Genomic DNA, 18,286 nt, shown 5'->3' on the forward strand with positions numbered 1-18,286 from the left:
AACCTCCCCCAAATAATTAATTTAACCTTTAACGACTTCTCTTGTGTTTGCGTTATAAGATTCTGTAAATGGCATATCTACTACCACAGCATCAACAGGTGTTCCTGGTGTGTCTGAATATTTAGCAGGTAAGTGAACTTTGTATTTAGTTCCAGCTTTTCCTTTAGGGAAACCATTAGCATTTAACGTTCCATCAAATGGTACATATCCCATTGCTATATTTTGACCTTTTTCAGGGTGATACCAAGGTGATGTGATAAATCCTACAGGATCTCCACCATTCTCAGGTGACACTAACCAAAAGTCAGGAGCATATTCTTCAATTGGTTTTCCACCCAACTCAAGACCTACTAACTGAAGTTTGTAAGGTTTTTGACCAGCCTTAAGATCTGCACCCATTTTCTCTAATGCAGCTTTTCCAACATAGTCAGCTTTTTTATCCCACTCACCTTTACCAGATAGTGAAACTTGATAACCAAGGTTACACTGGAAAGGATTATGTTGTTGATCCATATCTTGTCCCCAAGAAAGAATTCCAGCTTGAATCCTTCTATGGTGAGCAGGAGCGATAACCATTAGGCTATGTTTTTTACCTGCAGCAAGAACAGCATTCCACATATCATCAGCATATTTAGTTGCTTCTCTTAAGTAGATTTCATATCCAGCTTCACCTGAGAAACCAGATTGTGAAATCACACAACTTCTGCCGCCAACTTTAACTTCAGCTAAACCGTAGAAAGGCATATTGTCAAAATCAACTTGATCTCCACAAAGGTCTTTCATTAAAGCTTTTGATTTAGGACCTTGAATTTGCACAGGGCAAACGTCAATTTCTTCAATTGTACAATCAAATCTTCCATCAGCGTTCACACCTTGAAGATACATTCCAATATCAGAGTCTGATAGTGAGAACCAAAATTCATCTTTTGAAATTCTAAGAAGAATAGGATCATTTAAAACTCCACCATAAGCATTACATAGAATTACATATCTTGCTCTCATGGGTGAGATTTTAGTTGCATCTCTAGTTATAACGTAGTCAGTAAACTTTTCTGCATCAGGACCTTTAACTCTAATTTGTCTTTCAACAGCAACGTTCCACATTGTAACGTGATTTTTAATTGCTTCATACTCAACCATAGCTCCACCATCTTCAGGTTTTACATAACCTCTTGGGTGATAAATACGATTGTAAACAGTTGCTCTCCAACAACCAGCTTCCATTGATAGATGCCAGTATGGAGATTTTCTTACTCTTGTTGAAATTAACATTTCAACTTTTGTAGGCCCACTCTGTCTTAAGTTATATGGTACTTCACGATCTGATTGATCAACTGAAGTCACATGATTTAGTTTAGTATAGTCAAATTCATTAGACATAACCGTTCTCCTTCAACCACTTGTTAGTTTCCTTCAAGCCGCCGAATGTATAAATGTGGAAGTTGCCAGTAAACTCTTTCACTTTCCCAATTAATTCATTAGGGTCTTTAGGTTTCAATAAATCTAATGCCTTACTAAAATTAGACTTAAGAAAATTTATAGAATTTTTCGCCCCGACAATATTAGCAAATTTAATCAAGCTAGTTATTTTCATTGGCCCAGTAATTCCTACATGCACTGGTACTGACTGCTTAGAAATGAAATCTACGATAGGTTGACTGTCCAGTAACCATTGAGTTACTATATAGTCGGCGTAAGGTTTTTTATCTATCATAGCCTTTTCTAATTCTTTATCAGAAATATCCTGACTTCCCTCTGGATGTCCTGCTATTCCTATTTTAATTCCATCAAAAAACCCTGTTTCTAAAATTTGAATTGAACTATCAAATTTTCCAACTGGTTCTCTGCTTCCTCCAATAACTAAAGCTTGTTTAACACCCACATCTTTACATCTTGCAATGTAATCTTTAAGCTGAGTATCATCCGTAATTGATCTTGCTGGAAAATGTGGAACTGGATTAAATCCTTTTTTAACTAATTCAGCTGACTGGTTAGCAGTCTCTTTATAATCTCCTCCTGGAAGCATGGTTACATAAACATCCTTAACTAGAGGCAATGTATCAAGATCTGTTTGAGGTCCAACCTCAAGTGAAAAATTCATTTTTCCCGATGATTATCTTTTTTGTAAATGCTGTCAAAGAAATTCATCTTGTGGACAAAAATAATTGTTGCCAAAAATTTTGCTGGTGATATTTTTTTTTAATGTCTAAAGATCCTAAAAATCTTGAACTTTCAAAGATCTTGGATTTGGAGAAGATTAGAGTGGTTGGGAACCCCATCGAGAAAGCCCATGGCTTACCAAACGAGTGCTACACCAGCTCTGACTATCTAAGAATTGAAAGAGAGAGGATTTTCAAGGATAAATGGACAGCGATTGGCGTTGGAAGTTCTGTACCAAATGAAGGAGACGCTCAACCTTATAATTTACTGGGCATCCCTCTTATTATTCTAAGAGACAAAGAGAAAAAAATAAGAGTATTTCATAATGTCTGTAGCCATAGAGGCTTCAAGCTTTTAGATGAGCCTTGTACTTTGAAAAATGTCTTAAGATGTCCATATCATTCATGGTCCTACGATTTTGATGGAAAGTTGGTTGCGACACCTCATATTGGAGGCTTGAATATTCATGAGACAGAAAAATTCGATAAATCATCAAGTAATTTGAAGGAAGTTAGAACCAAAGTTTGGATGGACATAATATTTATCAATATAAATGGTAATGAATTAGAGTTTGATGAGTATATCAAGCCTCTTGAGGAAAGATGGTTAAAATTCATATCTAAGAAAGATCAAAAATTACTTAAGCACTCAAAAGATCATGGGTATTTCAGTCTTGATGTTAAATGTAATTGGAAGTTTGCAATAGAGAATTATTGTGAAAGTTATCATTTGCCTTGGATTCATCCTGAATTAAATAAAGTTTCAAATATTAGCGACCATTACCATATTCAAGGCTTACCAAATAGATTTACTGGTCAAGGTACAAATAAATACGACCAACCCATTAAAGAAAATAAAAGTTTTAATAATTTTCCAAATTGGCCAAAAGAATTGTCCAAAAAAGCTGAGTATATTGCTTTATTTCCAAATGTAATGATTGGTCTTCATATAGATCACTTTTATGTTTTTTGGTTAGAACCTAAGTCTATTAGTAAAACTAAAGAACATTTAATGATGTATTACGTTGGTGATGATAGTGCGAATGGATCTGAGTTTATTGAGATGAGAAAAAAAAATGCAGAATTTTGGAAAGAAGTTATGTCAGAAGATATAAAAGCCATAGAAGGTATGCAGGAAGGTAGAAATTCACCAGTATATAATGGTGGAAATTTTTCTCCAGTAATGGATAATCCAACTCATCAATTTCATAAGTGGGTCGCTAATAATTTAACTGAATGAAAGAATAAATGTCAAAAAAAGATGTAGGAAATAAAATCCCAATTTACAAACTAAAAACCACTAAACAAGTAATGAGTTTCTATGATGAGTGGGGAAATAAAGATAAATATAATAAAGATATGGTTGATTGGGACTATTCAGGTCCAAAAGAAACGGTAAACACCTTTAAGAAGTATGCTAAAAATAAAGATATGCTAATATTTGATGCAGGTTGTGGAACAGGTTTAGTTGGAAAAGAATTGAAAAAATTTGGATATAATAATTTTTATGGTGCAGATTTATCTAAAACTTTATTAGATAAAATTCCAAAAGGTTTATATAAAAAATTAGATAAAGTAGATTTAAATGAGGCTATAAAAACTAATGATAACTATTATGACGCAGTTATGTGCGTTGGAACCTTTACTTATGCCCATGTTAAACCTAATGCTTTAGAGGAATTTGTAAGAATTACTAAAAATAAAGGCCTGATTTGTTTTACTATTAATGAAGGAATTTACGAAGAATATGGGTTTGATAAAAAAATAAAAGAATTAAAAGATAAGAATAAATGGAAAGAAATTGAATTTTTTAAATCAGACTATATTGCCAGCAAAGATGTAAATGCGTGGCTGGGTCTATATGAGGTTATAAAATAAAATGAAAATAATATTAATCATGGGTCTTCCAGGATCTGGTAAAACAACTTTAGCAAATGAAATTGCCCCATCACTAAATGCTAAAAGACTTAATGCTGATGAAGTTAGAAAAGAAGCTAATGATTGGGATTTTTCAGAAGAAGGTAGAATAAGACAAGCCAAAAGAATGGCAGATTTTGCAAAAAAATTAAAAGATGATGGAGATTATGTTGTAGCAGACTTTGTTTGTCCGACACCTGAGGCAAGAAATCTATTTCCAGCAGATTATATTATTTGGGTAAATACAATAAAAGAGGGACGTTTTGATGATACTAACAAGATGTTTATAAAACCTGAAAAATTTGATTGTCAGGTTACAACTCAAGATGCTAAACATTGGGCACCAATAATAGTAAAGGAAATAAAATAATGGCTTACGAGTGGGATAATAAAAAACCAACAGCACAAATGCTTGGTAGATGGCAACCTTTTCATGATGGTCACTATGCTTTATTTCAAGAAATTATTAAAAAAACGGGTCAAGTTTGCATTCAAATAAGAGATGTTCAAGGTGTTGACGATAATCCATTTGATTTTGATACAGTAAAAAAAAATATTGAAGAAAAGTTAAACCCAGAATTTGAAGGAAGATTTAAAGTAATGATGGTTCCTAATATTACTAATATTTGTTACGGAAGAGGGGTTGGTTACAAAATAGAAGAAGTTGTTTTGTCAGAGGAAATTCAACAAATCTCTGCAACAAAAATTAGAGCTAAAATGAGAGAAGATGGCAAACTTAAGTAATATTAAAGTTAAACTTCTAAATAAAGATATTGCTTCAATCATCATTAATGAGCCAAAAACATATAACGCACTTTCATTTAAAAATTTAGAAGATTTAATTAAAGCTTTTAAAAAATTAGATGAAGACAAAAATATTAAGGTAATAATTATTGAAGGGTCTGGAAAAGGTTTTAGTGCAGGTCATAATTTAAAAGAAGTAAGTGGATTAAAGAAAAGAGAAAAATATCAAAAACTTTTTAATCTTTGCTCAAAATTAATGCTTCAAATAGTTGAAGGAAAAAAGCCAGTTATTGCAAAAGTTCATGGGGCAGCATTTGCTGCGGGATGTCAATTAGTTGCGAGTTGTGATCTTGCTTACAGTGCTAATGATGCAATATTTGCAACACCAGGAGTAAATATAGGCTTATTTTGTAGTACACCAATGGTAGCTATTAGCAGAAAAGTTAATAGAAAAAGAATGATGCAGATGCTGTTAACTGGTGAACCCATTAAAGCAAATTATGCTAAAGAAATTGGATTAATTAATAATCATTTTTCTAAATCAAAATTAAACAATGAAGTATTAAAAGTTGCCAAAACTATTGCTTCAAAATCAAGTTTTACAATTAAAATCGGCAAACAAACTTTTTATAATCAATTAGAGATGCCATTGAGAAAAGCTTATACATACACAAGTAAAATGATGGCTAAAAATATGATGGCAATGGATGCAAAAGAAGGAATATCTGCATTTCTACAAAAAAGAAAACCTAAGTGGAAACATAAGTAGTGAACGACAAAATAAAAGAAATTCTTTCAAAATATAAAACAATTGCAATGGTGGGTGTTAGTAAGGACGACAAAAAACCTTCAACTATTGTTATGAAATATATGCAGAAGTATGGTTTTAAAGTTATTCCAGTTAATCCCAGTGCAAAAGGATTAAAGATATTAGGAGAAGAAGTTTATGAAAAACTTGAAGATATCAAAATACCAATAGATATTGTGGATGTGTTTAGACCCTCAGCAGAAGCACTTAAGTTTGCGGAGGGTGGTATTAAAATTGGTGCTAAAGTTCTTTGGCTACAATTAGGAATAAGAAGTGTAGAAGCTAAAAAGTTAGTAGAAAGTAAGAATATCGAATACATAGAAAATAGATGCACTAAAATGGAATATCAAAAGCTTTTTTTAAATATAAATCCAGCTTTTCCTGTCTTACAAAATTAAATGAATATAATAAATTTTACTCCTTTGCCCGCGTTTCTAGGGGGTGCATTAATTGGATTGGCTGTAGTTCTATTCTTTGTCTTTAACGGTCGATTAATTGGAATAAGTGGAATTGCTAGTAATTTTTTAACTTCTAAAAATAATAGAGTTGATAATTTTTTATTTATAGTGGGGTTAATAATTGGCCCTATTTTATATAAATTTTTTACATCTCAAGAAATTAATATTTCAATTTCAAATTCATTTTTTTTATTATCAGCAGCAGGTTTAATGGTTGGTGTTGGCACGAAAATTGGTGGGGGGTGTACTAGTGGTCATGGAATTAGTGGAATGGGCAGATTTTCTACAAGGTCAATTATTGCAACAATAACCTTCATGATTGTTGGAATTTTAACTGTTTTGGTGAAAAGCTTAGTATGAGTAAAATTATATCTTTAGTTTGTGGAATAATATTTGGAATTGGTCTTACTGTTTCAGAAATGATTGATCCTGCTAAAGTTTTAGGTTTCTTAAATATTTTTGGAGATTGGGACCCATCTTTAGCATTTGTGATGATTGGAGCTCTAATTATATCTTCTCCATTTTTTCACTTATTTAAAAATAATAAAAAACCTATTTTTACTAAAAACTTCAATTACACGACTAATAAAGAGATAAATAAAAAGTTAATTATTGGCTCTTCACTTTTTGGAGCAGGATGGGGTTTGGCAGGTTTATGTCCTGGACCTGCGATAGCATCTTTAGCTTTGTTAAATATTAATTCAGCTGTCTTTGTAGTTGCAATGTTTGCTGGGTTTTATTTAGCTAAATTGTCAGAACCGACTACCCATGCTCGATGATAAAAATCATCTATATTTTTTTGAATTAAACCTTTGGCAATTTGGGTAGCTTCTTGCTCTTCAAAAGGGCCATGTTTTTTTTCAGTATTCTTTAGTATTGTTTCAATCTCATTAGGGTTGGTATGCTTACCTTCGATTACATAAAAATTTTTCATGGCTTTCTTATAGAACTAGTTTAAAAATACACAAATGAAAAAAATATTTCTTTTATATGGTCATTATAACAAAAAATCTTTTAATGCTGCTATTAGAGATACATTTATAAAAACAGTTGAAGCAAATGGTCATTCAGTTGATTGTGTAGACCTATATAAGGAAAAATTTAACCCTGTTTTTGCAGGTGAACAAGCTGGTGAAGATGTTTTAGATCATCGTAGACGAATTGAGAAGTGTGATACAATTGTTCTAATTGCACCTATTTGGAACTTTAGAATGCCAGCAATTGTGGAGGGATGGATAGATAAAGTTTTGTCACCACCATGGGCATTTACATTTAAAAAATTAGTTGGAAACTATGGTTATCCAATGGGAAACTTAAAAGATAAAAAAGCTATAATTTTTTGTACTTATGGATCACCAAGGCTCGCCATTACAACCTTCTTCTTAAACTTACCTATAAGAAGATTAAAAAGGGGGGTATTTCACATGTGTGGCATTTATAATATTGTTTATAGAAGATACTTTGCTGTACCGTTTGTCAGTGATAAAAAAAGAGAACAATTTTTGGAAGACGTCAGAACAACTGCACAAAATATATAAATTAATTTTAATTACTTTATTTTTTACATCTCCATCATTTGCTGAATTAGTTAAGCCTAATAATGGGATTGAACCTTATCAAGTTGTCAAAATCCAATTAAGAAGTTTAAAACAGAATGATAATCCAAAAAAAGATAATGGAATTGAGCAGACTTGGGAATTTGCACACCCAAATAATCAAAAAAACACAGGTCCTTTAGATCGATTTAAAACGATGATAAAAGGAAAATCTTATGTGATGCTTCTTAATCACTTGGACCATAAGGTTGTGAAGATAAAATCTACTGATTTAACTGCTCTTTTTGAAGTAACAGTTCTTGATAGAGATAAGGTCTACTATAAATTTAAGTGGGCAGTTGAAAAATATACAAAAAATGGTCCCCTTAAGGACTGCTGGCTGACCACAATGGTATCCGCACCAATGCCTCTTGGATCTTCAGTTTAAGCTAATAACTAAACGAATTTTGTTTCGTTAATAATAAAAAAATAGTAGGAATCGGATTAATGAAATCTAAAGCTAAAGTTGTTGTAGTTGGTGGTGGCGTAGTAGGGGTTAGTGCTCTTTATCACCTGGCAAAAAAAGGTTTGTCTGATGTTGTTCTTGTCGAAAGAAAAGAGTTAACTTCAGGATCAACTTGGCACGCAGCAGGTCTGCTTCCACTATTTAATATGAGTTATTCAGTTGGACAGCTTCATAAGTATGCAGTTGATCTTTACAAAAAATTAGAAGAAGAGACAGGACAAAATGTTGGCTTCAGTGTTGTCTCAAATATTCGTTTAGCAAGCACTAAAGATAGGATGGATGAGTATCATCAATATGCAGGAGTGGCACAAACTATAGGTGTTGATGTAAAATTTTTAACTCCAGATCAGGTAAAAGAAATTTGGCCTTTATGTCGTACAGATGATTTGCTTGGAGCAATCCAACACCCAGAGGATGGATATATTCAACCTGCTGATTTAACTCAAGCAATGGCTACGGGTGCAAGAAATATGGGTGCAGAAATTTATAGAAACACGTCTGTAGTTGGAATTAAACAAACTAAAGATGGATGGACTGTTGAAACTGACAAAGGAGCTATTGAATGTGAACATGTAATTTCTTGTTCAGGAAATTTTGCAAGACAAACTGGAAAAATGGTTGGTTTAGATATTCCTGCCATACCTGTTGAGCATCAATATATTGTGACAGAAGCACACCCAGATATTTTAAAAAGAAAAAAAGAAGGCTTACCAGAGATGGGAGTTTTAAGAGATAGTGACAGTAGATGGTACATGAGAGAAGAAGCAGGTGGTTTAATATTAGGACCCTATGAGGATGGTGCTCCAGCTTGTTATGTTGATGGACCATCAAAAGATTCTGAGTATGAATTATTTCAAGAAGATTTAGATAGACTTGCTCCACATATAGAAGGCGCAATTCATCGTGTTCCAGCCTTTGGAGAAGTGGGTGTAAAAAAAGTTTATAACGGAGCAATTTGTTACACACCTGATGGAAACCCAATTGTAGGACCGGCGTGGGGACTTAAAAATTTTTGGATAAATGAAGGACATAGTTTTGGTATAACTGCAGCAGGTGGTGCAGGATGGCAACTTGCTGAGTGGATTGTAGATGGGGAACCAACGGTTGATATGCTTGGTGTTGACCCAAGAAGATTTGGTGATTATGCAACAAAATCTTACTTAAAAGAAAAAAACGAAGAAGCTTATAACCATGTATTTAAAGTTCATTACCCAGATGAAGAAAGAGGTGCCGCTAGAGAATTAAGAACATCACCTTGTTATGACAGAATGAAAGCATTAGGTGCGGTATTTGGACAAAAATTTGGTTGGGAGAGACCAAACTTCTTTGCAACAGATGGAATGGAGCAAAAAGATGATTGGTCTTTTAGAAGATCCAAGTGGTTTGAGGCAATAAAAAAAGAATGTAAAAATGTAAAAGAAAATGTGGGTCTTTTAGACATGACTGCATTTGCAAAATGTAGAATTAAAGGTCCTGGGGCTGAAGAGTTTTTAGATTACTTAGTAGCAAACAAACTTCCAAAAAAAATAGGAAGAATTGGTTTATGTCATGCCCTTAATACTAAAGGAGGAGTGCATTCTGAATTTACAATAATGAGAGAAGCTCCAGATAGTTTCTATTTAGTTTCTGCAGGAGCTAACCAAAGATTAGACCACGATTGGATTCAAAAATGGATGCCAACAGATGGGACAGTTCAATTTGAAAACCTTACTAATAGTATGGGTGTACTTGTTGTGTCTGGTCCAAAGGCTAGAGAATTAATGACAAGAGTTTCAAAAGATGATTTTTCTGGTGAAAACTTTAAATGGTTGAGTGCTAAAAATGTGAATGTTGGAAATGCACCAGTGAATGCTATGAGAGTGAACTTTGTTGGTGAATTAGGTTGGGAGCTTCATCATCCAATTGAATACCAAAACCATATATTTGACAAATTGATGGAAGCTGGCAAAGATTTAGGTATTAAGCCTTATGGGATTAGAGCGATGAATAGTTTAAGACTTGAAAAATCTTATAAACTTGTTGGGACAGAATTATCAATTGAATATTCACCTTACGAATCTGGACTAGATAGATTTATACATCCTAATAAAGGAAACTTTATTGGCTTAGAAGCGCTTAATAAATGGAGAGAAAAAGGTTTTAAAAATAAACTGGTTACCATGGAAATTCACAATGTTGAAGATGCAGATGTTCTAGGAAACAATCCAATTTATGAAAACGACAAAGTTGTTGGACGTGCAACAGGAGGAGATTTTGGATTTAGACTAGGTAAATCGATTGCATTAGGAATGGTGAACCCTGATGTTGCGACAACTGGTCAAAAATTGAAAATTGATATTTTAGGAAAAATGTACGATGCTACTATATTGGATGAGAGTCCTTACGATCCAGAAAATAATTTATTGAGAGCATAATGAAAATATTAGTCGCAGTTAAAAGAGTAATTGATTACAACGTTCAAGTCAGAGTTAAAGAGGATGGAACTGGTGTTGTTACTGATAATGTAAAAATGTCGAGCAATCCACCCGATGATAATGCTATTGAAGAGGCTGTAAAAATTAAAGAAGCAGGTAAGGCGTCAGAGATTATTGCAATTACAGTGGGTGAGGAAAAATCACAAGAAACTGTTAGAAAAGCCTTGGCAGTTGGTGCTGATAGAGGAATTTTAATCAAAACAGAAGGAATTGTTGAGCCATTAGCCGTAGCTAAAGCACTACAAAAAATTGTTGAAAAAGAAAAACCAGACCTAGTTTTTATGGGTAAACAAGCAATTGATGATGACTGTAATCAAACAGGCCAAATGTTAAGTGCTTTATTGAATTGGCCTCAAGCAACATTTGCATCAAAAATTGAAATAAAAGACAGAACTTTAGAAGTAACAAGAGAAATTGATGAAGGATTAGAAACAATTGAAGTTAATCTACCAGCTATCGTGACGTGTGATTTAAGATTAAATGAGCCACGTTATGCTTCACTACCAAATATTATGAAATCTAAAAAAAAACCTTTAGAAATTTTAACAGCCGCTGACTTAGAAGTTGATACCACACCTAGAGTTCAACAAATTAAAGTAGAAGAACCACCAAAGAGAAAAGCAGGAATTAAAGTTGCAAGTGTTGCCGAGTTAGTTAGCAAACTTAAAAATGAGGCAAAGGTAATATAATGTCAGTTTTATTAATAGCAGAGCATAATAATAAAGAAGTAAGACCTTTTACATTAAACGCAATTACTGCAGCATCACAAATGGATGGAGATGTACATGTCCTATTAATTGGAAATAATTGTGGAGATGTTGCTAAATCATTATCTGAAATGCCAGCTGTTAAAAAAGTATTACATGCTGAAGCTCCTCACTATGAAAACTACTTAGCAGAAAACTTTGCACCATTAGTTGTAAAAGTTTCAGAAAATTATTCTCATATTGTTAGTTCTGCAAATACATTTGGTAAAAATTTGATGCCAAGAATAGCAGCAAATTTAGATATATCTCAAGTAAGTGACATTACTAAAGTGATATCAGCAGATACATTCATAAGACCTATTTATGCGGGCAATGCATTTGCTACTGTAAAAAGTACCGACACAAAAAAATGTATAACAATTAGACCAACATCTTTCGAGCCTTGCGAAACATCTGGTGGCTCTGCCCCAATAGAAAAAATTGAAGCTGCTGAAGAGTTTACACTTTCAAAATTTATCAAAAGAGAAGAAGTTAAGTCAGATAGACCTGAACTTGGGACTGCTAGAATTGTAGTTTCTGGTGGAAGAGGAATGCAAAATGGAGAGAATTTCAAATTAATAACTGATATTGCAGATAAATTAAATGCAGCAATTGGAGCATCACGAGCAGCAGTTGATGCGGGATATATTAGTAACGAACATCAAGTTGGTCAAACTGGTAAAGTTGTTGTGCCTGATTTGTATATTGCAGTTGGAATTTCAGGAGCAATTCAGCATTTAGCTGGAATGAAAGAAAGTAAAATTATTGTTGCTATAAATAAAGATGGTGAAGCGCCAATATTTAGTGTCGCAGATTATGGTCTGGAAGCAGACTTATTTGAGGCGTTACCTCAATTCTTAGAAGAATTGAATAAATTAAATAGTATACAAAAATAATCAGTACTGTAAAAATTCAAGATATGCCTAGAGAAGCAATGGATTATGATGTGGTAATCGTTGGGGGTGGTCCTTCAGGACTATCTACGGCAATTAAACTTAAACAATTAGATCCAGAATTAAATGTGTGTTTACTTGAAAAAGCCTCAGAGATTGGTGCGCATATTCTAAGTGGTAATGTTTTTGAAACTAGAGCTTTAGATGAGTTATTACCAAACTGGAAAGAACTCAATTCACCTATAAAAACTAAGGTTTCTAAAGAAAAATTCTTATTTTTAGGAAAATCAAAATCATTAAGCTGGCCTACATGGCTACTTCCATCAGTTCAACAAAACCACAAAAATTATATAATAAGTCTAGCTAATTTATGCAGATGGCTAGCAGAACAAGCAGAAGCCTTAGGAGTTGAAATATTTCCAGGCTTTCCTGCAAGTGAAATTTTATACAATGAAGATGGATCAGTTAAGGGAGTTGCAACTCAAGACATGGGAGTTGATAAAGATGGAAACAAAAAAGATGGCTTTGAACCAGGCATAGAGCTTTTAGGAAAAGTCACTGTTTTTGCAGAAGGATGCAGAGGACATCTTGGAAAACAATTAATTGAAAAATATAATTTATCAGAAGGTAAAGATCCTCAACAATATGGAATTGGATTTAAAGAAATTTGGGAAATTAGTGAACAACAACATGAAGAGGGAATGGTAATGCATACGGCAGGTTGGCCACTAGATAATAATACTTATGGTGGGAGCTTTATTTACCACGCAGAAAACAAGCAAGTTTTTTTAGGTTATGTAATTGGTCTTGATTATAAAAACCCACATCTTTCACCGTTTGATGAATTTCAAAGATTTAAAACTCATCCAGCAATAAAAAAAGTAATTGAAGGTGGAAAACGTATTTCTTATGGTGCACGTGCTTTAATTGAAGGTGGACTTCAGAGTTTACCAAAAATGTTTATGCCTGGTGCTTTATTAATTGGTTGTGATGCAGGAACTTTAAATATGCCTAAGATTAAAGGATCACACACTGCAATGAAAAGTGGAATGATTGCTGCTGAGACCATAAATGAACATTTAAAAGAAAAACAAGATTTATCAATTTATGAAGATAAATTTAAAAAAAGTTGGGTTTATGAAGAACTGCATACTGCCCGAAATGTTAAACCAAGTTTTAGTTGGGGTTTAATTCTTGGAATAATATTTACAGGAATTGATCAAATATTATTTAAAGGAAAATTACCATTTACACTAAAACACAAACATGCTGATCATGAAACTTTAAAACCAGCAAATGAAATGCCAAAAATTGACTATCCTAAACCAGATAACGTGATCACATTTGATAAAACAAGTTCAGTTTATTTAACAGGAACTAATCATACCGACAATCAGCCAGTACATTTACAGCTAAAGGATCCAAACTTACCGATAAATTATACTTTAGAAAAATTTGATGAACCTGCACAAAGATATTGTCCTGCAGGTGTTTATGAGGTTCAAAATGAAAATGGTGTAAATAAATTTGTCATAAACTCACAAAACTGTATTCATTGTAAAACTTGTGATATTAAAGAACCTTCTCAAAATATTACCTGGGTAACACCTGAAGGAAGTGGTGGGCCTAAATATGGAAATATGTAGTTAAAAAGATAAAATAATACCAACAACAAAAATAAGAGAGAGCGTTAACCCTATAAAAACTAGATTTGTTATAGTTTCTTTTTCTTTAACTTTTCTAGCTCTATTTAAGAGAATATTTATATCAACACGTCCTGATGATGAAACTTCCTCGCTTTTTTCAGGGGTCACAAAAGGAGGAAGATCACTTATCCCAGAACTAAATTTTTTTTCTGCACTCATGCATGCAACTAATCATTGGAAAGTACAATGCACAATCAAGCAATAGACCATTATGGGTCTTATCTATTTACTTGAGTGTTCATTTTGGGTTAAGCTTATAAATATATTATATGCCTATAAATTTACCAAAAATATCAAAACAAATTCTTAGTAAGGATATTTATTGCACATTAAGTAAAAATTTCACTTCTATTCAGCCTATTTGGCTACCAATACAAATGAGATGGATGAATAATCTTTACAGAACTTTTCATGATTATGAAAAGTTCATGATTATTATATATTTGATGGTTAAAACATTTGATTATTATTCAAAAAATTTTGTGAAATTAAATTACGATGAATTTTTTAGTCAAAATGAGATTGAAGTAGAAACACTCAATGTAATGGAGATATCTAATGCACTCAACATACCAAAAGAGACAACCAGAAGAAAAATTAATGAATTAGAAAAATTAGGAGCAATTAAAAAAAGTAATAAAAAAATTATAATTGATAGAAATGCTTGGCCAAGTATAAAGCCTGAAGAAACAATGAAAAATATGTCATATTTTTTATCAACTCTGTCAAAAATTATTTTTGAAGAAGGATTTATGTCACAACCAGTTGATTCAAATCTGATAGTTAGAGCTGTTAAAGATAATTTTTCATTTGTTTGGAAGCTTTACTACGATATGCAAATGCCGATGTTATTAATGTTTAAAAAAATCCATGGTGATTTAGAGACCTTTCATGTTCATGGGGTTTGCTTAGGCAATCAAGCATTAAACGCACAAAAAATTGATACTAGTGAAATGAGTAAAACACTATATCTAGAAAAGTATTTTTTTGGAGATAGGCAAGAATTTTCAGGCGTTAATGCAATGTCGATTTCAGATATTACAGGTATACCAAGAGCTACAGTTATGAGAAAACTAAATAAACTGGTTAAAGGAAAATTTTTAACAATCGATAGTAAAAAACATTATTCAACTAATAAAGGAGTTCATAAAAAAGAATTATTAATAGTGCAAAATAATACTTTTATTAATCTATCTAAATTTGCAGCACGTATTTATAATTTGAGCTTAATGAAAGATAATTAAAGCCTTATGTATTTTTTCTAAGAATAAATACAAAAATTACTGAGGTTATCATCATTATTAAAGCATAAGCCGCTGTTGGCACAATAAAAGTAGTTATATTTTCACCAAACATTTGCGTTCCAACAAATAGTGCTAATGTTCCATTTTGAAGTCCACACTCTATTGAAATACATCTTTGTTGTGCAACTCCAGATGCAAAATATTTTGCAATATAAAACCCTAAAATCATCATTGTTAAGTTTAAGATTAAAACAACCAAACCTGCATTCATAATATAAGAAATAATATTATCCCACTCCTCTATATAAATAGCAGCAAACACCAGCACAAATAACATTACTGAAATTTTTTGAATTAACGAAGCTTGATTATCAACAAAGTTCTTAGCAAAGTGCTTAATTATCATTCCAATTATTACTGGAACTGTAACAACAAGAAACATTTTTAAAGCAATACCAATCACTGATATTTCTTTAATAACGCTAATTTCAAAAAAATTAATTGACGCAAACATTATAAATGGAACAGAAATAATACTTATCAAACTAACAACTGCAGTTAGTGATATTGAAAGTGCAACGTCACCATCAGCAAATTTAGTAATTAAATTTGATGTAACACCACCAGGCGCACATGCAATCAGCATTAATCCAACAGCAAGTTCTACTGATAGGTTTAATAGTAATGCTATAGAAAAAGCAACGATTGGTAACAAAACTAACTGAGAAATAAAACCAACTAAAAAATCTTTTGGAATTTTAACTACTCTTATGAAATCTTGAATAGTCAAATTCAATCCAAGGCCCAACATTATTAAAGCTAAACCTAATGGAGCTATCTTTGTTGCAATTTCCATTTTAAAAACTTATTAGTTCATTTTGAGTTTTACAAGAAAATGATTTCAATCTTAGAATTAACTAAGATAAATCAATAGCATTTTTCTTTAAAACTTCCATTGAAACAAGCTTTAAAGTTTTTTCATGTGTTCTTTTTAAATAAACTGGACAAGGTTTGCCAGCATCAACAGCTCTTGCATACCAACTAGCGCAAACACACCAACCATCTCCAGCTTTTAGTCCTGGAAACCCAAACTCAGGATGAGGGGTTATTAAATCATTGCCAGCCTCTTTACACCATTCTAAAAATTCTGTTGTAACTTTTGCACAAACCGTATGAACGCCGTGATCATTTTCATCAGTACTGCAACAACCATCTCTATGCCATCCAGTTAAAGGGTCGTTAGAACATTCTTCTAGATCTTCACCTAGAACATTTTTTTGTATATTTTTCATTTAATCAGTTGAAGCATAAATTTCATGATCTACATAAGCGTTAAAAGATACCGACCTTCTTTCTTCATCAGTATCACAAAATGGGTAAACAACATGCATTAAATAATGTGGGAAAAAATAAAAATCTCCAACTTTTGGTTTTATATTAAAAATAGATTCTGATAAAAACGTTTTAGAACCATGAACCAATTGAAGATCACCATTTTTATTTGGTTTATTTTTCTGTTTAGTGTTTCCTAGAACGGTTGGCAATTTTAAATAACCCACACCAGACACATGTCCATTATGCATATGTAGAGGATTATATTCATTTTGAAATTGCCTAACTATCCAAGATGCTATGAGATCAAATTTTGTAATTTTTTGCTTGTTATATGAATAAATCCAATTAGCACACTCTTTCATTAAAAAATCGCTAAAACCGCTTTCTTTCATAGCTTCATCGTTTATTATAATTTCTTGTGAAACATTGCCAGCAAGCTTATCTCCTGCATTAATTTTTTTTTCTTCTAAATTTTCATTTAATTTAGATTCTGTATATTTGTTAAGGTAATTTAGTATTTCATTAGGAATTCTTACTTTTGCTATAGATGGCCCAAAAGGTCTAAATAATAATCTTTCCACTTAAATTTTTGTAGGGTTAGGCTGACCTTTGTAAATAATTTCTGGGTCAAATGATTTCTCTTTTTCTTTAAATTTCATTTCAATTTCTCTACCATTTTTAATTGGACCTAATGGAATTGATCTATAAAAGCACGATCTATAACCAACATGACAACTTGAGCCATCCCCAATATCAACTGTTAACCAAATAGAGTCTTGGTCATCATCAATTCTAATTTCAGTTACTTTTTGAGTGTATCCACTAGTTTTACCTTTGTGCCAAATTTGCTGTCTAGATCTGCTAAAATAATGAGCCTCTGTAGTTTCTATAGTTTTTTTAAGAGCCTCAACATTCATATAGCCATGCATAAGAATATCTTTAGTTTTAGAACACATTGTAATAACTGGAATTAATCCATCATTATCAAATTTAGGTGAAAGGAGCTTTCCTTCCTCAATTTCAACTATATTTTCTCTTTTTTTAAACATATCTAGGTGATTATGTAGCATATTGGTCAATATATTAAATATTTTAAAAACAAGGATTTACTGTATAAACTTGCCTTATGAAATTAGTAGAAGAGACAGATAGCAAGATTTTAGATACCAAAAAAGTTTCTGATAAAGAAGCTGAAGAAGCTTTTAAAACTATCTTAACTTGGATGGGTGAAGACCCTAGTAGAGAAGGATTATTAGAAACTCCTAAAAGAGTTGTTAAAGCATATAAAGAATATTTTAATGGATACTCAGAAGACCCTAATAAAATTTTAGATAAGACTTTTGGGGATGTCGAAGGCTATGATGATATGGTTGTACAAAAAAATGTTTCTGTACAAAGTCATTGTGAACACCATATGGCTCCAATTATTGGAATTGCACATGTTGCATACATTCCAAATGAGAGAGTTGTGGGTCTAAGTAAGCTTGCAAGAGTAGTAGAAGTTTTTTCAAAAAGATTACAGACACAAGAGAGACTTACGATGCAAATTGCTAAAACAATAATGGAATCTTTAGATGCAAAAGGTGTAGCTGTAACAATAGATTCAACTCATCAATGTATGACCATGAGGGGTATTAAGAAAGAAACTGCAACAACAGTTACAAATTATTTCTTAGGACAATTTAAAGAAGACCTTGGTGTTCAAAATAGATACTTAAGATTTATTAGTAAGTAATTCTCG

Annotated in this window: 24 protein-coding genes; 16 read left to right on the forward strand and 8 right to left on the reverse strand. The window is 32.3% G+C overall.

What is annotated here, in order from left to right; translation table 11 throughout:
- Positions 1-21 precede the first annotated feature (21 nt).
- Positions 22-1,380 carry a glycine cleavage T C-terminal barrel domain-containing protein gene (locus AC5YF9_RS02075; RefSeq protein ID WP_415304383.1) on the reverse strand — a complete coding sequence of 453 codons (1,359 nt, stop codon included), beginning with the start codon at positions 1,378-1,380 and terminating at the stop codon, positions 22-24.
- Entirely contained in the window at positions 1,373-2,101 is a 729-nt protein-coding gene (locus AC5YF9_RS02080) for a methylenetetrahydrofolate reductase (RefSeq protein ID WP_415304384.1), read from the reverse strand. The genes AC5YF9_RS02075 and AC5YF9_RS02080 overlap by 8 nt, the downstream gene beginning before the upstream one ends.
- A gap of 101 nt (positions 2,102-2,202) precedes the next feature.
- Between AC5YF9_RS02080 and AC5YF9_RS02085 the strand changes: the two genes are divergently transcribed.
- From AC5YF9_RS02085 to AC5YF9_RS02120, 8 genes are read left to right on the forward strand one after another with little or no spacing between them, the layout of a single operon-like run.
- Complete coding sequence (locus AC5YF9_RS02085; RefSeq protein WP_415304385.1) at positions 2,203-3,399, forward strand: aromatic ring-hydroxylating oxygenase subunit alpha; 1,197 nt, start codon at positions 2,203-2,205, stop codon at positions 3,397-3,399.
- A gap of 8 nt (positions 3,400-3,407) precedes the next feature.
- Positions 3,408-4,037: a class I SAM-dependent DNA methyltransferase gene (locus AC5YF9_RS02090; RefSeq protein WP_415304386.1), complete on the forward strand. Its 630-nt coding sequence runs from the start codon at positions 3,408-3,410 to the stop codon at positions 4,035-4,037.
- 1 nt (position 4,038) lies between these two features.
- Positions 4,039-4,446 (forward strand): P-loop nucleotide/nucleoside kinase family protein, encoded by a 408-nt coding sequence (locus AC5YF9_RS02095; protein ID WP_415304387.1) that lies wholly within the window; start codon positions 4,039-4,041, stop codon positions 4,444-4,446.
- On the forward strand, positions 4,446-4,820 hold the full coding sequence (locus AC5YF9_RS02100; RefSeq protein ID WP_415289979.1) for a cytidyltransferase: 375 nt from the start codon (positions 4,446-4,448) through the stop codon (positions 4,818-4,820). Before AC5YF9_RS02095 ends, AC5YF9_RS02100 begins: the two co-directional genes overlap by 1 nt.
- Positions 4,804-5,589 (forward strand): enoyl-CoA hydratase, encoded by a 786-nt coding sequence (locus tag AC5YF9_RS02105; RefSeq protein ID WP_415304388.1) that lies wholly within the window; start codon positions 4,804-4,806, stop codon positions 5,587-5,589. Before AC5YF9_RS02100 ends, AC5YF9_RS02105 begins: the two co-directional genes overlap by 17 nt.
- Positions 5,589-6,026, forward strand: coding sequence for a CoA-binding protein (locus AC5YF9_RS02110; protein ID WP_415304389.1), 438 nt, complete (start codon positions 5,589-5,591; stop codon positions 6,024-6,026). The genes AC5YF9_RS02105 and AC5YF9_RS02110 overlap by 1 nt, the downstream gene beginning before the upstream one ends.
- A complete protein-coding gene (locus tag AC5YF9_RS02115) occupies positions 6,027-6,446 on the forward strand; it encodes a YeeE/YedE family protein (RefSeq protein ID WP_415304390.1) in 420 nt (139 codons plus the stop codon).
- Positions 6,443-6,865 (forward strand): DUF6691 family protein, encoded by a 423-nt coding sequence (locus tag AC5YF9_RS02120; RefSeq protein ID WP_415304391.1) that lies wholly within the window; start codon positions 6,443-6,445, stop codon positions 6,863-6,865. Before AC5YF9_RS02115 ends, AC5YF9_RS02120 begins: the two co-directional genes overlap by 4 nt.
- Here the strand turns inward: AC5YF9_RS02120 and AC5YF9_RS02125 are convergent.
- Positions 6,823-7,020 carry a hypothetical protein gene (locus AC5YF9_RS02125; protein WP_415304392.1) on the reverse strand — a complete coding sequence of 66 codons (198 nt, stop codon included), beginning with the start codon at positions 7,018-7,020 and terminating at the stop codon, positions 6,823-6,825. The genes AC5YF9_RS02120 and AC5YF9_RS02125 overlap by 43 nt on opposite strands.
- Positions 7,021-7,054: 34 nt before the next feature.
- On the opposite strand from AC5YF9_RS02125, the gene AC5YF9_RS02130 reads away from it, so the two are divergent.
- The 6 genes from AC5YF9_RS02130 to AC5YF9_RS02155 are packed head-to-tail and all read left to right on the forward strand — an operon-like array spanning position 7,055 to position 13,906.
- Positions 7,055-7,624, forward strand: coding sequence for an NAD(P)H-dependent oxidoreductase (locus tag AC5YF9_RS02130; protein ID WP_415304393.1), 570 nt, complete (start codon positions 7,055-7,057; stop codon positions 7,622-7,624).
- Complete coding sequence (locus AC5YF9_RS02135; protein WP_415304394.1) at positions 7,566-8,069, forward strand: DUF4864 domain-containing protein; 504 nt, start codon at positions 7,566-7,568, stop codon at positions 8,067-8,069. The genes AC5YF9_RS02130 and AC5YF9_RS02135 overlap by 59 nt, the downstream gene beginning before the upstream one ends.
- Positions 8,070-8,128: 59 nt before the next feature.
- Positions 8,129-10,561 (forward strand): GcvT family protein, encoded by a 2,433-nt coding sequence (locus tag AC5YF9_RS02140; RefSeq protein ID WP_415304395.1) that lies wholly within the window; start codon positions 8,129-8,131, stop codon positions 10,559-10,561.
- A complete protein-coding gene (locus AC5YF9_RS02145; protein ID WP_415304396.1) occupies positions 10,561-11,310 on the forward strand; it encodes an electron transfer flavoprotein subunit beta/FixA family protein in 750 nt (249 codons plus the stop codon). The genes AC5YF9_RS02140 and AC5YF9_RS02145 overlap by 1 nt, the downstream gene beginning before the upstream one ends.
- Positions 11,310-12,263 carry an electron transfer flavoprotein subunit alpha/FixB family protein gene (locus AC5YF9_RS02150; RefSeq protein ID WP_415304397.1) on the forward strand — a complete coding sequence of 318 codons (954 nt, stop codon included), beginning with the start codon at positions 11,310-11,312 and terminating at the stop codon, positions 12,261-12,263. Before AC5YF9_RS02145 ends, AC5YF9_RS02150 begins: the two co-directional genes overlap by 1 nt.
- 23 nt (positions 12,264-12,286) lie before the next feature.
- Positions 12,287-13,906, forward strand: a complete 1,620-nt coding sequence (locus AC5YF9_RS02155) for an electron transfer flavoprotein-ubiquinone oxidoreductase (RefSeq protein ID WP_415304398.1) — start codon at positions 12,287-12,289, stop codon at positions 13,904-13,906.
- Here the strand turns inward: AC5YF9_RS02155 and AC5YF9_RS02160 are convergent, their stop codons facing one another.
- The gene (locus AC5YF9_RS02160) at positions 13,907-14,125 is read right to left on the reverse strand and encodes a hypothetical protein (protein ID WP_415304399.1); all 219 of its coding nucleotides are present in this window, start codon (positions 14,123-14,125) and stop codon (positions 13,907-13,909) included.
- 110 nt (positions 14,126-14,235) lie between these two features.
- Between AC5YF9_RS02160 and AC5YF9_RS02165 the strand changes: the two genes are divergently transcribed.
- A complete protein-coding gene (locus AC5YF9_RS02165) occupies positions 14,236-15,210 on the forward strand; it encodes a hypothetical protein (RefSeq protein ID WP_415304400.1) in 975 nt (324 codons plus the stop codon).
- A gap of 4 nt (positions 15,211-15,214) precedes the next feature.
- Here the strand turns inward: AC5YF9_RS02165 and AC5YF9_RS02170 are convergent, their stop codons facing one another.
- The 4 genes from AC5YF9_RS02170 to hisI form a co-directional block, all read right to left on the reverse strand.
- The gene (locus tag AC5YF9_RS02170; RefSeq protein WP_415304401.1) at positions 15,215-16,066 is read right to left on the reverse strand and encodes a bile acid:sodium symporter family protein; all 852 of its coding nucleotides are present in this window, start codon (positions 16,064-16,066) and stop codon (positions 15,215-15,217) included.
- 61 nt (positions 16,067-16,127) lie between these two features.
- Entirely contained in the window at positions 16,128-16,502 is a 375-nt protein-coding gene (locus AC5YF9_RS02175; RefSeq protein ID WP_415304402.1) for a DUF2237 family protein, read from the reverse strand.
- Positions 16,503-17,126, reverse strand: a complete 624-nt coding sequence (locus AC5YF9_RS02180; protein ID WP_415304403.1) for a putative 2OG-Fe(II) oxygenase — start codon at positions 17,124-17,126, stop codon at positions 16,503-16,505.
- The gene (gene hisI, locus AC5YF9_RS02185; RefSeq protein WP_415304404.1) at positions 17,127-17,594 is read right to left on the reverse strand and encodes a phosphoribosyl-AMP cyclohydrolase; all 468 of its coding nucleotides are present in this window, start codon (positions 17,592-17,594) and stop codon (positions 17,127-17,129) included.
- Between the two features lie 77 nt (positions 17,595-17,671).
- On the opposite strand from hisI, the gene folE reads away from it, so the two are divergent.
- Positions 17,672-18,280 (forward strand): GTP cyclohydrolase I FolE, encoded by a 609-nt coding sequence (folE, locus tag AC5YF9_RS02190; RefSeq protein ID WP_415304405.1) that lies wholly within the window; start codon positions 17,672-17,674, stop codon positions 18,278-18,280.
- The last annotated feature ends 6 nt before the right edge of the window (positions 18,281-18,286 follow it).

The organism is Candidatus Pelagibacter sp. uisw_098, from assembly GCF_059512505.1.